Source organism: Actinomarinicola tropica (assembly GCF_009650215.1).
GTDB classification, from domain to species: Bacteria; Actinomycetota; Acidimicrobiia; order Acidimicrobiales; family SKKL01; genus Actinomarinicola; species Actinomarinicola tropica.
Genome location: NZ_CP045851.1, coordinates 1,374,037 through 1,387,112, shown reverse-complemented (window position 1 = coordinate 1,387,112; position 13,076 = coordinate 1,374,037). Strand labels below are relative to the sequence as shown.

The window sequence follows — 13,076 nt, the reverse complement described above, 5'->3', positions numbered from 1 at the left end:
GCGACTGGACAGTCTTGACCGGTGAGGCCGGTCAGTTCAACTTCGGGCCCCGCCCCGGGAGCTGGAGCTCCTGGAGCTGCTGGATGCCGAGCGGGTCGTCAGGATCGAAGCGGGGCTTGGCGGCGCCCTTCGGGGTGACCCGTCCGCCCGAGCGCCCCTTGCCCTTCTTCCCCTTCTTGCCCTTCTTCCGCCCGGGCACCATGCCGCCGCCGCCCATGCGCTTCATGAGCGACTGCACCTCCTTGAACTGCTTGAGGAGCTGGGCGACCTGGTTCGGGCTGGTGCCGGAGCCGTTGGCGATGCGGGTGCGCCGGGACCCGTCGACGATGTCGGGGTCGGTGCGCTCGGCGATCGTCATCGAGCGGATGATCGCCTCGACCCGGGCGATCTCGCGGTCGTCGATCTCGGCGTCGCGGACCTCCTTCGGGACCCCGGGCAGCATGCCCATGAGCCCCTGGAGGGGGCCCATCTTCTTCAGCTGCTGCATCTGCTCGAGGAAGTCGTCGAGGGTGAACTGCCCCTCGAGCAGGCGGGCGGCGGCGGCCTCGGCCTCGTCCTTCTCGAAGGCCTCCTCGGCCTTCTCGATGAGGGTGAGCACGTCGCCCATTCCGAGGATGCGACCGGCGAGGCGGTCGGGGTGGAACTGGTCGAAGTCGGCGATCTTCTCGCCGGTGGAGGCGAAGGCGATGGGGCGGCCGACGACCTCCTTGACCGACAGGGCGGCGCCGCCCCGGGCGTCGCCGTCGAGCTTGGTGAGGATGACGCCGTCGAGCGCGAGGGTCTCGTGGAAGGCCTGGGCGACGCTGACCGCGTCCTGGCCGGTCATGGCGTCGATGACGAGGAACGTGTAGTGCGGGTCGACGGCGCCGGAGATCTGGCGGACCTGCTCCATCATCTCGGCGTCGATGGCGAGGCGACCGGCGGTGTCGACGATGACCACGTCACGGCCGAGGCGACGGGCCTCGGCGAGGCCGCCCTCGGCGACCGCGACCGGATCGGTCGGCTCGGACCACACCGGCACGTCGATCTGGGAGCCGAGGGTGCGGAGCTGCTCGACGGCGGCGGGACGCTGGAGGTCGGCACCGACGAGCAGCGGGTTGCGTCCCTGCTGCTTGAACCAGCGAGCGAGCTTGGCGGTGGTGGTCGTCTTGCCGGCGCCCTGGAGACCGGCCATGAGGACCACGGTGGGCGGCTTCGACGCGAAGGTGACCTTCATCGTCTCGCCGCCGAGGGTCTCGATGAGCTCCTCGTGGACGATCTTGATGACCTGCTGGGCGGGGCTGAGCGAGCGGCTCAGCTCCTCGCCGACGCAGCGCTCGCGGATGCGGCCGACGAGGCCGCGGGCCACCGCGATGTTGACGTCGGCCTCGAGGAGGGCCACCCGGATCTCGCGGAGGACCTCGTCGACCTCGGCGTCGCCGAGGCGGCCCCGGCCCTTGAGCCGCTTGAAGATGCCGTCGAAACGGTCGGAGAGTGCGTCGAACATGCGGTGGACGATGCTACCCGACGACCGGGGGCATCAGACCGTGGCGCCCTGCGGGTCGGCGCCGACGACGAGGCGGTCGACCACCGACACCACGCCCTCGGTGGTGGCGGCCGCGGCGAGCAGCTCGGTGCGCGTCGTCTCGTCGGGGACGCCCCCCGAGAGGGTGACGACGCCGCCGGCGACCGCGACCTGCGGCTGCGGGAGGTGCGACGTGGCCGGGCCGCCCTCCAGGGCGGCGCGCACGCGCCCGGCCAGGGCAGCGTCGTCGACGGGTGCACGACGGCCGCGGACGGCGTCGAGCGCCACGCCGGTCGCGTACCGCCCCGTCGGGGTGGACAGGAACCACCCGAGCCCGACGCCGACCGCGAAGCTGATGAGGCTGCTGCGCACCGCGAGCCGGGTCGTGCGTGCCGCGGTGACCACCGAGAAGCGCAGCAGGCGGGCCGACAGGCGGGTGGGGATGGCCACGACCAGGGCGACGAGGCGGAACGGCAGGGCGATGAGCGTGCGGATCACGGTGTCTCCCGGTGGGCGGCAGGCGTCGACGCGGAGGCGAACAGCGCCTCGACGAACTCGTCGGGATCGAACTCCACGAGGTCCGCGGCGGTCTCCCCCAGCCCGACAAGCTTGACAGGGATGCCGAGCTCGGTCTGGATCGCCACGACGATGCCGCCCTTCGCCGACCCGTCGAGCTTGGTCAGCACCACGCCGGTGACGTCTGCGGCCTCCGCGAACTGCCGGGCCTGGGTGAGGCCGTTCTGGCCCGTGGTGGCGTCGATGACGAGGAGCACCTCGGCCACCTGACCGGGCTCGCGGTCGGAGACCCGTCGGACCTTGGCCAGCTCCTCCATCAGGTTGACCTTGGTGTGGAGCCGCCCGGCGGTGTCGGCGAGGACGAGCTCGTGGCCCCGGGAGGCCGCGCGCTGGACCCCGTCGAAGATCACCGAGCTCGGGTCGCTGCCCTCGGCCCCGCGCACGAAGTCCGCACCCGCACGCTCGGCCCACATCTCGAGCTGCTCGGCGGCGGCGGCCCGGAAGGTGTCGCCGGCCGCGAGCAGGACCTGGCGCCCCTCGGCCCGCTCGCGTGCGGCGACCTTGCCGATCGTGGTCGTCTTGCCGACGCCGTTGACCCCGACGAAGAGCCACACGCAGGTGCGCCCGTCGGACACATCGCGGCGCAGGGTGCGGTCGCCGCCGCCGATGCGGTCCTTCAGCTCGGCCTTCAGGACCTCGACGAGGGCCTCCGGGTCCGTGATGCCCTCGTCCTTCACCCGTGCGCGGACGTGGTCGAGGATCTCCATCGTCGGACCGACGCCGACGTCGGCGAGCAGCAGTGCCTCCTCGAGCTCGTCCCAGGTCTCGGCGTCGATGCCCGAGCGGCCGAGCACCGAGCCGACGTAGCCGGCGAGCGTGGCCCGAGCCTTGCCGAGCCGGTCCCGCAGGCGGGGCGGGGCCGCGGGGGCCTCGACCGCAGGAGGGGCCTCCTCGACCGGAGGGACCTCGGCCGGCGGGACCTCGACGGCCGGCCCCTCCTCGGGTGGCGCCTCGGGGGGCCGCTCGAGGGTGGTCGTGCCGGCCCGCTGCTCGGGCGGCGGCTCGAGCTCGGGCCCGCGCGAGCGGCGGGTGGTGGCGACGTAGCCGACGACGACGCCGGCGACGACGAGCAGTCCGACGAGGAGGAAGAGGATCTCAGGCATGACCCCGGCACTCTACCGAGGCACCCCGCCGCCGCCCGCGGCCGGGACGGTCAGTCGGTGGCGCTGGTGAGCGTGACGTCGAGCTCCAGGCGGTCGCCGTCGCGGAGGACCTCGACGGTGACGGTGGTGCCCGGCGGGCGGGCCAGGATCTCGGCCCGCAGGTTCTGGGTGCCGGAGATCGACTCGCCCTCGATGGCGGTGATCAGGTCGCCGACCTCGAGGCCCGAGGACTCGGCGGGCGAGCCGGGCATGATCTCGCCGATCAGGGCGCCGGGCTCGCCGGCGGTCGGGTCGCTGACCGTGACGCCGAGGAGGCCGGCCTGGATGTCCTCGCCGGCGATGAGCTGCTCGGCGACGCGGACGGCCAGGTCGATCGGGATGGCGAAGCCGACGCCCTCGTTGCCTCCGCCGGAGGTGCGGATGGCGTCGTTGATGCCGATGATCCGCCCGAACCGGTCGGCGAGCGCGCCGCCCGAGTTGCCCGGGTTGATCGACGCATCGGTCTGGATCATGCCGACGATCGACGTGCCCTCGGTCTGCACCGGCCGGTCGAGGGCCGACACCACGCCGGACGTGATCGTCTGGTCGAGGCCGAAGGGGCTGCCGACGGCCACCGCCAGCTGGCCCACCTGGATGTCGGCGTCGACGCCGAGCGTGGCGGGCACCAGGTCGTCACGGGGCTCGATCGACACCACGCCGACGTCGGTCGGGGCATTGGTGCCGACGACCTCGGCGGGCACGAGCGTGCCGTCGGCGAGGCGCACCCGCAGCTGGTTGGCACCCTGGAGCACGTGGGCCGCGGTGAGGATGTGGCCCTCGTCGTCGAAGATCACGCCGGACCCGAGGCCGGTGTCGGTCTCGATCTGCACGACGGACGGCGCGACGGCCTCCGCGACGGCGGCGACCGGCTCCTCGGCGTCGGGACCCACCAGCGGATCGGCCGGCACCGAGACCGGCGAGGTGTCACCGCCGGCGTCGACGGAGGTCATCTCGCCGTCGGAGGCCTCGTCGTCGGTGGCGACGGCCCAACCGGCCAGAGCGCCGCCGGAGAAGAGCGCCAAGGCGGCGAGGATCGCGAACGGCAGCACCCAGCGCGGCGCTCGCACCACCTCGGCGGCCGGCGCCGCCGGAGGGGGCGGGGCCGACGCGGCGGCCGTCGGCTCCGGTGCGGGAGGGGCCGGCGGGGTGGCCCAGTACGGCGTGTGCTGGGCGAACACCGACGGCGCGCCGCGGCCGGTGCCCTGGTCGGGCGGCGGGGCGGCGAGCGGCGGGGTGGGCCGGGGGGCGGTCGACTCGGCGCTCCCCCAGGCGGTCTCGTCCACGATCGTCGGCTCGGCCACCGGGTGGTCGGTGCGCTCCGCGACGGTGGGGTCGTCGTGTCGTTCGTCGTTCACGGCGTCCTCCTTCATGTCGGGCACGGTACCGGTGCCCGTGCGAGGCCCCGATGGGCTCGCGGTGAGGATTCAGTGAGAGCTCGACACCTTCTCCGAGACCACCCGCGAGGAGCCGCCCGGCTGCATGGTGACGCCGTAGAGGCAGTCGGCAGCCTCCATCGTGCGCTTCTGGTGGCTGACGATGAGCAGCTGGGCCTCCTCCCTGAACTCGTGGATCAGGTCGAGGAAGCGGTGCAGGTTGACGTCGTCGAGCGCGGCCTCGACCTCGTCCATCACGTAGAAGGGGCTCGGGCGGCTGCGGAAGACGGCGAAGAGGTAGGCCAGCGCGGTGAGGGAGCGCTCGCCGCCGGACAGCAGCGACAGCTTCCGCACGTTCTTGCCCGACGGGCGTGCCTCGACCTCGATGCCGGTGGTCAGCATGTCGTCGGGATCGGTGAGCCGGAGCCGACCACGGCCACCGGGGAAGAGGGTCTCGAACAGCCGGGCGAAGTTCTCGCTCACGTCGGCGAACGCCGCCGCGAACACCTCGACGATCTCGCCGTCGATGGCCCGGATGATCTTGGCCAGGTCCCGGCGGGTGGACTTCACGTCGTCGAGCTGCGCCTGGAGGAACGTGTGGCGCTCCTGCAGCGCCTCGAACTCCTCGAGCGCGAGCGGGTTGATCGGCCCCATGAGGCGCAGCTCACGTTCGAGCTCGCGCACCCGGGCCGCCGGGGTCGCGCCCTCGGGCAGGTCGGGCATCTCCGCCGCGATGGCGGTGTCGGGGTCGACGTCGAGGTCCCGCCGCAGCGCCTCGACGGCGGTCTCGATGCGGACCCTCGTCTCGGCATCGCCGAGCTCGATGCGGGCCAGCCGCTCCCGGACCTCGCCGAGCGCCCGCTCGACCTCGGACCGCTCCTTGCGGAGCGCGTCGAGGGCCGCGGCCTCGGCCCGCGCCGTCTCGGACTGGGCGCGCCGACGCTCGTGGAGGTCCGCGAGGCGCTCCTCGATGACGGCGAGGTGCTCGGACACGACGCCCGCGAGCCGGTGCGTGGCCCGGGCCCGGCGCTCGACCTCGACTCGCCGCTCGTTGGCCTGCTGGCGCTCCTCGGCGTGGCGCTCGAGGCGCTGATCGATCTCGGCGCGCCGCTGGGTGAGGACGGTGCGGCGCTGGTCGACGCCCGCGGCGCGCACCTCGAGCTCGCGGCGTCGCGACGTGAGCGTCGCGGTGCGCTGCTCGAGGCGGGTGCGGGCGGCGGCGAGCGCCTTGCCCTGCTCGATCCGCTCCGCCTCCTCGTCCTCGAGCATGGGCAGCGTCGCCTCGAGCTCGCGTCGGCGGGCCCGGTCGCGTTCGAGGCGGGCCAGCTGCTCGTCGCGGCGGCTGCGCAGCTCCTCGCCCTGGGTCGTGGCGTCGCGCCGCTCGGTCTCGACCCGCTGCAGCGCGTCGCCCGCGGCCGAGAGCAGGCCGTCGTTGGCGTCGAGCTCCTTGGCGATGGCGTCCTGCTCGGCGCGAGCGGTCGCCAGGTCGGCCTCCGCCGCGGCCAGAGCGCCCGCCGCTGCCTCGGCCAGCTCCGACGCGGCGGCGACGCGCTCGTTCGCCTCCTCGAGCGCCGCGCCGGTGGCGCCGGTGCCGGCGACCCCGATGCGCCATCCGCTCGCCCCGAAGCGCGAGCCGTCGCGGGTGACGACGACGGCACCGGGGTGGCCGAGCGCGGCGTCGACAGCAGCGGACCAGCCACCGTCGACCGCGACCGCGGCGCCGATCAGCTGGTCGAGGAGCGCCTCCACGTCGCGGTTCGCCGACCGGACGTGACGCCGGACGGGCTCGCCGATCGGCGGCGCCGCCGGCGCGGCGGCGTGGCGGGCGCCGAGGGCCAGGACGGCGCCCTGGGTGTCGCCGGAGACCAGCGCGTCGAGGGCCCGCCGACCGGCGTCGACGCCGTCCACCACCACGGCGGTGATCGCGTCACCGGCAGCGGCTTCGAAGGCCGCCTCCCAGCCCGCGTCGACCTCCACCACGTCGAGCAGGGTGCCGACGACGCCGTCGACGCCCGAGAGCCGTTCGGCGCCGGCGCGGGCCCGGGCGGCGTCGAGGGCCATCCCGAGCGCCTCGGCCCTCGCCTGCCAGCGGGACCGGTCGCCTTCGGCGGCGGAGAGCGCGTCGCGGGCCGACTCCACCGCTCCTTCTGCGATCGCCCGTCGCCGCTCGGCCCCGTCCAGGCGCCCGACGAGCGGCTCCTCGGCGGCCTCGGCCGCAGCCAGCTCGCCCCGGAGGCGCTCGGCCTCGGCCTCGAGGCGCGCCGCCGCCGCGTCGAGCCCGGCCAGGCGCTCGTCGACCCGGGCCAGCTCGGTCTCGCCCCGCTCGAGCGATGACACGAGGGCGCCCAGCTCGCCCCGCACCTCGGCGGCCCGACCGCTCGGGGGCGCCACGCCCTCGCCCCAGTCGGCGTCGAAGCGGGCGCGGTCGGCGTCGAGCGCCTCTTCGTCCTCGGCGAGCGACGCCATGAGGGGCGCCAGGGCCTCGGCGTCCTGCCCCACCGACGCCAGCTCCTCGTCGAGGCGCGCCGACTCGGCTTCGAGGTTGGCGACGATCGCCTGGTCGACCTGGGACGAGCGTTCGCGCTCGATGCCCCGGGCCCGCTCCGCGAGCACGGCGGCGAGGCCGCGGGCCCGCTCTCGCAGCGACTCGAACGCCACGAGGTCGTCGCCGAGGTCGTCGCCGCCCACGGCGGTGAGGCGGGACTCGGCGGCCATCACCTCGGTGTCGAGCTGCGCCAGCCGGTCGCGGTGGTCCCGCTCGGCCCGGCTCAGCTCCTCCTTCGAGCGGGCGTCGGCGTCGAGCTTGGCGCGGAGGGTCGCCAGCTCCCGGCCGGCGAGGAAGATCCGCAGGGCGGACAGCTCGGCCACGACGTCGCCGTGGCGGCGAGCGGCGTCGGCCTGGCGCTCGAGCGGGCGGAGCTGGCGCCGCACCTCCCGGAGCAGGTCCTGGATGCGCAGGAGGTTGCCCTCGGTGGCGGAGAGCCGGCGCTCGGCCTTCTCCTTGCGCCGTCGGTACTTCAGGACGCCGGCGGCCTCCTCGATGATGAAGCGCCGCTCCTCGGCCCGGGCGTTCAGCACCGCGTCGATCTGGCCCTGCGAGACGATGACGTGCTGCTGGCGGCCCACGCCGCTGTCGGAGAGCAGGTCCTGGATGTCGAGCAGCCGGCAGGGCACGCCGTTGATCGCGTACTCGCTCTCCCCCGTGCGGAAGAGGATCCGGGTGATCGTGACCTCGGTGAAGTCGATCGGCAGCAGCCCCGCCGAGTTGTCGATCGTGAGCGACACCTCGGCGCGGCCGAGCGCGGAGCGCTTCGTGGTGCCGGCGAAGATGACGTCGTCCATCTTCTGGGAGCGGACCGCGCTCGGCGCCTGCGCGCCGAGCACCCACGCGATGGCGTCGACGACGTTGGACTTGCCGCTGCCGTTCGGTCCGACGACGACGGTGATCCCCGGCTCGAGGTCGAGGTTGGTCGTGTCCGCGAAGGACTTGAAGCCCTTCAGCGTGAGTGTCTTCAGGAACACGAGCGCTCCGGGCCGGGGTCGGACGACATCGGGTCGAGGCTACTCCTCGACCCGGGGGCGACCCGCGGCATCCGACGGCCGCGCCACGGCGGTGTCAGACCTGGCACTGCTCGCACATGTAGGTGACGGTCGACCCCGAGCGCACCTTGACCACGGGCACGCGGCAGCGGCGGCACGCCTCCTTCTCGAGGGCGAAGACCTTGAGGTGGTCGGTGTACTCACCGGGCTTGCCGTAGAGGTCGACGAACTCGTCACCGTCGAGCGACGTGCCGCGGTACTTGATCGCGTCGTGGAGGGTCTCGACGACCGAGCGGTAGAGACGCCGGATCTCCTGGGTGGTCAGCGACCCGGCGATGCGGTCGGGCCGCAGACCGGCGGCGAAGAGGATCTCGTCGGCGTACAGGTCGCCGAGCCCCGCGATCACGGTCTGGTCGGTGAGGAACGCCTTCAGCTTCGACTTGCGGCCTCGGAGCATCTCGGCGAAGAGGGTCCACGACACGGGCGTCTCGACCGGGTCGAGGCCGAGGGTGGTGAGCTCGGGGAACTGCGCGTCGAGGTCGTCGGCCGACACGACCGACACGGTGGCGGTGCCGGACGTGTCGTTGATCCGCACCTGCCCGCCCTGGGTGAAGGCCAGGGTGATCAGCGTCTCCTTGCCGACCGGGTCCTTCGGGACCGCCTTCACGATCCACCCGCCGGTGCCGAGCTGGACCACGGCGACGTCACCGGTGTCGAGTTGGAGGAGCAGCGCCAGGCCTCGCCGGGTGACCGACGTGATCTTCGCCCCCTCCAGCTTGCCGGCCAGGTGCTTCTTGTTCGGGTGGTGCGGCAGCGCCGACATCGGCGCGGCGACGTCGGCGGTCTTCACCTTCTTCCCACCCGCCTCCTTGTCGAGGGCGCGGCGGATGGTCTCGACCTCCGGCAGCTCACGCATCGGTGCTCCCAACCCCTTCGGTGTCGTCGTGTGTGGTGCTCGGGTCCGGCACGTCCGCCTCCCCCGCCATGGCGGCGATCGCCGCGGCTGCGGCCGCCTGCTCCGCCTGCTTCTTCGATCGTCCCTCGCCCGTGCCCCGGGGCGCACCGCCGACGTGGACGGTGGCGTGGAAGTGCTTGGCGTGGTCGGGACCGGTGCTGTCGACCCGGTACTGCGGCACGTCGCTGCCGAAGCGTCGCGCCGCGAGCTCCTGCAGGTGCGTCTTGTGGTCGCGGTGGGGCGACCCGATCTCGAGCACCGCCAGGCGGGGCTCCATCAGGCCGAGCACCAGGGCGCGAGCGGCTGCCCACCCGCCGTCGAGGTAGACGGCGCCGATCACCGCCTCCATGGCGTCGGAGAGGATCGAGCCCTTGTCCCGGCCGCCCGCCGACCGCTCGCCCTTGCCGAGGCGGAGGTGGGCGCCGAGGTCGAGCTCGGCTGCGACCTCTGCGAGGGTGACCGCGCTGACGACCGCCGCCCGCATCGGGGCGAGCGTGCCCTCGGACCGCTCCGGGTGCGCCGTGTAGAGGTGCTCGGTGACGACCATGCCGAGGACGGCGTCGCCGAGGAACTCCAACCGCTCGTTGGACTCGGTGCCCGGGTTCTCCGCGCAGAAGGAACGATGGGTGAGGGCGAGCTCGAGCAGCTCGACGCGCTCGAACCGGTGGCCGAGTCGGGTCGTGAGCAGGTCGAGGTCGGACGTCGCGATCAGTGTCCTAGCCCACCCGGCCGTGGATGTAGTCCACGGCGTCCCGCACGGTCTTCAGGTCCTCGAGGTCCTCGTCGTCGATCCGGAACCCGACGGTGCGCTCCCCCAGCTCCTCCTCGAGGGCCTCGACGAGCTCGATGAGCGCCAGCGAGTCGGCCTCGAGGTCGTCGGCGAAGGACTGCCCCTCGCTGATCGAGGACGGCTCGATCTCGAGGATGTCGGCGAGCCGGTCGCGGATGAGCTCGAAGATCTCGTCACGGCCGATCGGGCCGTGTTCGACGTGGGTCTCGGCGGGCACTCGGGCGCTCCTCGAGGGTCGGGGGGTCTGAACGCGTCGGGATGCTAGCCGACGCGCGCTTGTGAAGTCGTGAACCGTCAGGCGGGGGTGACGGCGGCCCGGAGGTGCCCGACGAGGTCGCCCTCGACCATCTCGGCCGCGGTGCGGACGGCGTTCTGCATCGCCACCGCCGTCGACGATCCGTGGCTGATCATGCAGACGCCGTCGACGCCGAGGAGCATCGCCCCACCGGTGTTCTCGGGGTCGAGCTGGGCGTAGAGCGGCGCGAGCGCCGGCACGAGCACCTCGGCCGCGGCACGGGCCTCGTCGGAGCTGTCGAACACGCCGAGCAGCGCGCCGACCAGCGAGCGCATGCCGCCCTCGAGCGCCTTGAGCGCCACGTTGCCGGTGAAGCCGTCGGTGACGGCGACGTCGGCGGCGGACGCCATGAGGTCACGGCCCTCGATGTTGCCGATGAACTCGGCGCCCGCGGCGTCCCAGTCGAGGCCGGCGAGCAGCTTGTGGGTGGCCTTGACGAGGTCGTTGCCCTTGGTGGGCTCCTCCCCGATCGACAGGAGGCCGACGCGGGGACGCTCGACGCCGTAGCGCTCGCGGGAGTACACCGCGCCCATCTGGGCGAACTGGACGAGCCACTCGGGCTGGCACTCGGCGTTGGCCCCGGCGTCGAGCAGGACGCAGGGCCGCCCGACCGGATCGGGGATGGGGGTGGCGATCGCCGGGCGGGCGACGCCCTTGATGCGACCCATGCGGAGCAGGGCACTCGCCATGGTGGCGCCGGTGTTGCCGGCGCTGATCATGGCGCTGGCCCGCCCGTCGCGCACCGCCTCGGCGGCGCGCACGAGCGAGGAGTCCTTCATCCGACGCACGGAGCCGCCGGGGTCGGCGTCCATGGCGATCACCTCGGAGGCCGGGATGACCTCCAGGGGGCCGGGCTCGATCTCCTCGGGACGGCCGACGAGGACGACGGGGATGCCGTCGTCGGTGTGGGCACGGATGGCGCCGGCGACGATCTCACCAGGGGCGAGGTCGCCGCCCATGGCGTCGACCGCGATGGGCAGCACCGGGCGTCAGTCGACGTCGATGGCCTGGCGGCCGTTGTACCAACCGCAGTTGCCGCACACGACGTGGGGCAGCTTGGCGGCACCGCACCGCGGGCAGACGCTGCGCGCCGGCGTGCCGAGCTTCCAGGCCGAGGCCCGGCGGCTGCGGCTCTTCGCCTTGGAGGTCTTCTTCTTGGGGACGGCCATCGCAGTGCATCCTCGCGAGAGGTGGGAGCCGTGGCTCCCGGCGGACGTTCGGGTGCGCGGGGAACCCCGGGCACGGAGGGTCGAGGATAGCGGCCCGTCGGCCGTTCAGTCGAAGCGGAGCTCGTCGAGCGCGGCCCAGCGGGGGTCGCGGGGGGCCTCGCCGCCTTCCTCCCCCGTGCCGTCACCGTCGCCCTCCACCGTGACCGGGGCGTCGTCGGGGTCCGGCCCCTGGCAGTCGGGCCCGCAGAGAGGCGCGAGCGGCAGTGCGAGCAGGACGGCGTCGGCGACGACCTCGGCCAGGTCGATCTCCTCGCCCTCGAGCGGCCACACGTCGTCGACCTCCGAGGGGTCGATGCGGCGGGAGAAGACCTCGTCGAGGTCGATCTGCAGCGTGCCCTCCACCGGCTCGAGGCAGCGGCGGCACTCGCCGCGCCACGGTGCGCCGACCGTGCCCGAGGCGGTGATCGTGCCCGGGTCGGCGGTCGAGGCGACGACGACGTCGACGTCGATGTCCGCTCCCTCCGGGACGGACGAGCCGGCGACCACGAACCCCGGCGACGGGATCGACCGCCGCACCTCCCGCTGGCTCCCGGGCCGCCGCAGCAGCTCGGTGACGCTGACGAGGAGCGGCGGGCGGGTCACGACCGGTCCTGGTCGAAGAACCCCGGACCTTCCGACTCGATGCCGTCCGCACCCTCGGCGTCGGGGTCGGGCTGGTCGCCGGTGAGCCCCGGGCCGGCGAGGCGGGCGGACCCCTGCAGCTTGGAGCGACCCTCGGCGACGGTGCGGGCAGTGCGCTCGAGGACGATCTCGAAGCTGGCGAGCCGCTGGTCGCAGAAGTCCTCGACCTCGTGGCGCATCGCACGGGCGTCGGCCTCGGCCTTCTCGACGATCTGGCGGGCGCGCGCCTCGGCGGCCTTCACGACCTCGGTGCGCTGCACCATCGCCCCGGCCCGGGCCCGGGCCTGCTCGAGGATCTCGTCGCCCTCCCGGCGCACCGACTCGAGGAACTCGTCGCGCTCCTTCAGCAGCCAGCGGGCGGCCCGCAGCTCGTCGGGCAGCCGCTCGATGCCCTCGTTGAGCAGCTCGAGGACCTCGTCCTTGTTGACCATGACCGAGGTCGAGAGCGGCATCGGCCGGGCCTGGCCGATGACGTCGGCGACCCGGCGGAGCAGCTGCTCGGCCTGGGGCGTGGGGTGCTCCGACGAGCGGCGCGGCGCCTCGGGCGGCAGGTCGGCCATCAGTCCCTCGCCTGGCCGTACTTGCGGTCGAGGCGTGCGGCGACCGCGGGCGGCACCATCGGGGTGACGTCGCCGCCGAAGCGGGCGACCTCGCGGATGAGGCGCGACGCGAGGAACGAGTGCTCCGACGCCGAGGGGATGAACAGCGTGTCGACGCCGGAGATGGCGTGGTTCATCTGCGCCATCTGCAGCTCGCTCTCGAAGTCGGAGACCGCGCGCAGGCCCTTGACGATGAAGTCGGCGCCGACGTCGCGCGCGAGATCGACGACGAGGCTCGAGAACATCGTGACCTTCACGTTGTCGAGGTGCGCGAACACCTCGGTGATCATCTGCTCGCGCTCCTCGAGGGTGAAGAGGGGCTCCCCCTTCTGCGGGTTGCGCATCGCGGCGACGATGACCTGGTCGAACAGCCGCGCCGCCGTTTCGACGATCTCCAGGTGCCCGTTGTGGACGGGGTCGAAGGAGCCGGGGTAGAGGACGACGGCCACGTG

The 13,076-nt window shown here is 73.5% G+C and carries 13 protein-coding genes; all 13 read right to left on the bottom strand.

All coding sequences use genetic code 11. The annotated features are described in order from the left end of the window. Positions 1-31 precede the first annotated feature (31 nt). The 13 genes from ffh to coaD all read right to left on the bottom strand — a co-directional run bounded on the left by ffh (position 32) and on the right by coaD (position 13,073). Positions 32-1,486: a signal recognition particle protein gene (gene ffh, locus GH723_RS06845; protein ID WP_153758956.1), complete on the bottom strand. Its 1,455-nt coding sequence runs from the start codon at positions 1,484-1,486 to the stop codon at positions 32-34. A gap of 33 nt (positions 1,487-1,519) precedes the next feature. Continuing rightward, positions 1,520-2,002 carry a BON domain-containing protein gene (locus GH723_RS06840; protein WP_153758955.1) on the bottom strand — a complete coding sequence of 161 codons (483 nt, stop codon included), beginning with the start codon at positions 2,000-2,002 and terminating at the stop codon, positions 1,520-1,522. Beyond that, positions 1,999-3,183, bottom strand: a complete 1,185-nt coding sequence (ftsY, locus tag GH723_RS06835) for a signal recognition particle-docking protein FtsY (protein WP_153758954.1) — start codon at positions 3,181-3,183, stop codon at positions 1,999-2,001. Before ftsY ends, GH723_RS06840 begins: the two co-directional genes overlap by 4 nt. Before the next feature lie 50 nt (positions 3,184-3,233). Then, complete coding sequence (locus GH723_RS06830) at positions 3,234-4,592, bottom strand: S1C family serine protease (protein WP_153758953.1); 1,359 nt, start codon at positions 4,590-4,592, stop codon at positions 3,234-3,236. Positions 4,593-4,646: 54 nt separating this feature from the next. Further along, positions 4,647-8,117, bottom strand: a complete 3,471-nt coding sequence (gene smc / locus GH723_RS06825; protein ID WP_153758952.1) for a chromosome segregation protein SMC — start codon at positions 8,115-8,117, stop codon at positions 4,647-4,649. 94 nt (positions 8,118-8,211) lie between these two features. Further along, a complete protein-coding gene (locus GH723_RS06820) occupies positions 8,212-9,051 on the bottom strand; it encodes an Fpg/Nei family DNA glycosylase (RefSeq protein ID WP_153758951.1) in 840 nt (279 codons plus the stop codon). Continuing rightward, positions 9,044-9,778, bottom strand: a complete 735-nt coding sequence (rnc, locus tag GH723_RS06815) for a ribonuclease III (protein ID WP_267471364.1) — start codon at positions 9,776-9,778, stop codon at positions 9,044-9,046. Before rnc ends, GH723_RS06820 begins: the two co-directional genes overlap by 8 nt. Before the next feature lie 28 nt (positions 9,779-9,806). Continuing rightward, entirely contained in the window at positions 9,807-10,097 is a 291-nt protein-coding gene (locus tag GH723_RS06810) for a phosphopantetheine-binding protein (protein ID WP_153758949.1), read from the bottom strand. Between the two features lie 77 nt (positions 10,098-10,174). Continuing rightward, the gene (gene plsX, locus GH723_RS06805) at positions 10,175-11,158 is read right to left on the bottom strand and encodes a phosphate acyltransferase PlsX (protein WP_229023141.1); all 984 of its coding nucleotides are present in this window, start codon (positions 11,156-11,158) and stop codon (positions 10,175-10,177) included. A 6-nt stretch (positions 11,159-11,164) separates the two neighbouring features. Further along, positions 11,165-11,344, bottom strand: a complete 180-nt coding sequence (gene rpmF / locus GH723_RS06800) for a 50S ribosomal protein L32 (protein ID WP_153758948.1) — start codon at positions 11,342-11,344, stop codon at positions 11,165-11,167. Between the two features lie 105 nt (positions 11,345-11,449). Beyond that, entirely contained in the window at positions 11,450-11,986 is a 537-nt protein-coding gene (locus GH723_RS06795) for a YceD family protein (protein ID WP_195210577.1), read from the bottom strand. Continuing rightward, entirely contained in the window at positions 11,983-12,585 is a 603-nt protein-coding gene (locus tag GH723_RS18460; protein WP_195210576.1) for an ATP synthase subunit B family protein, read from the bottom strand. Before GH723_RS18460 ends, GH723_RS06795 begins: the two co-directional genes overlap by 4 nt. After that, positions 12,585-13,073: a pantetheine-phosphate adenylyltransferase gene (gene coaD, locus GH723_RS06790; RefSeq protein ID WP_153758946.1), complete on the bottom strand. Its 489-nt coding sequence runs from the start codon at positions 13,071-13,073 to the stop codon at positions 12,585-12,587. Before coaD ends, GH723_RS18460 begins: the two co-directional genes overlap by 1 nt. Between the last annotated feature and the right edge of the window lie 3 nt (positions 13,074-13,076).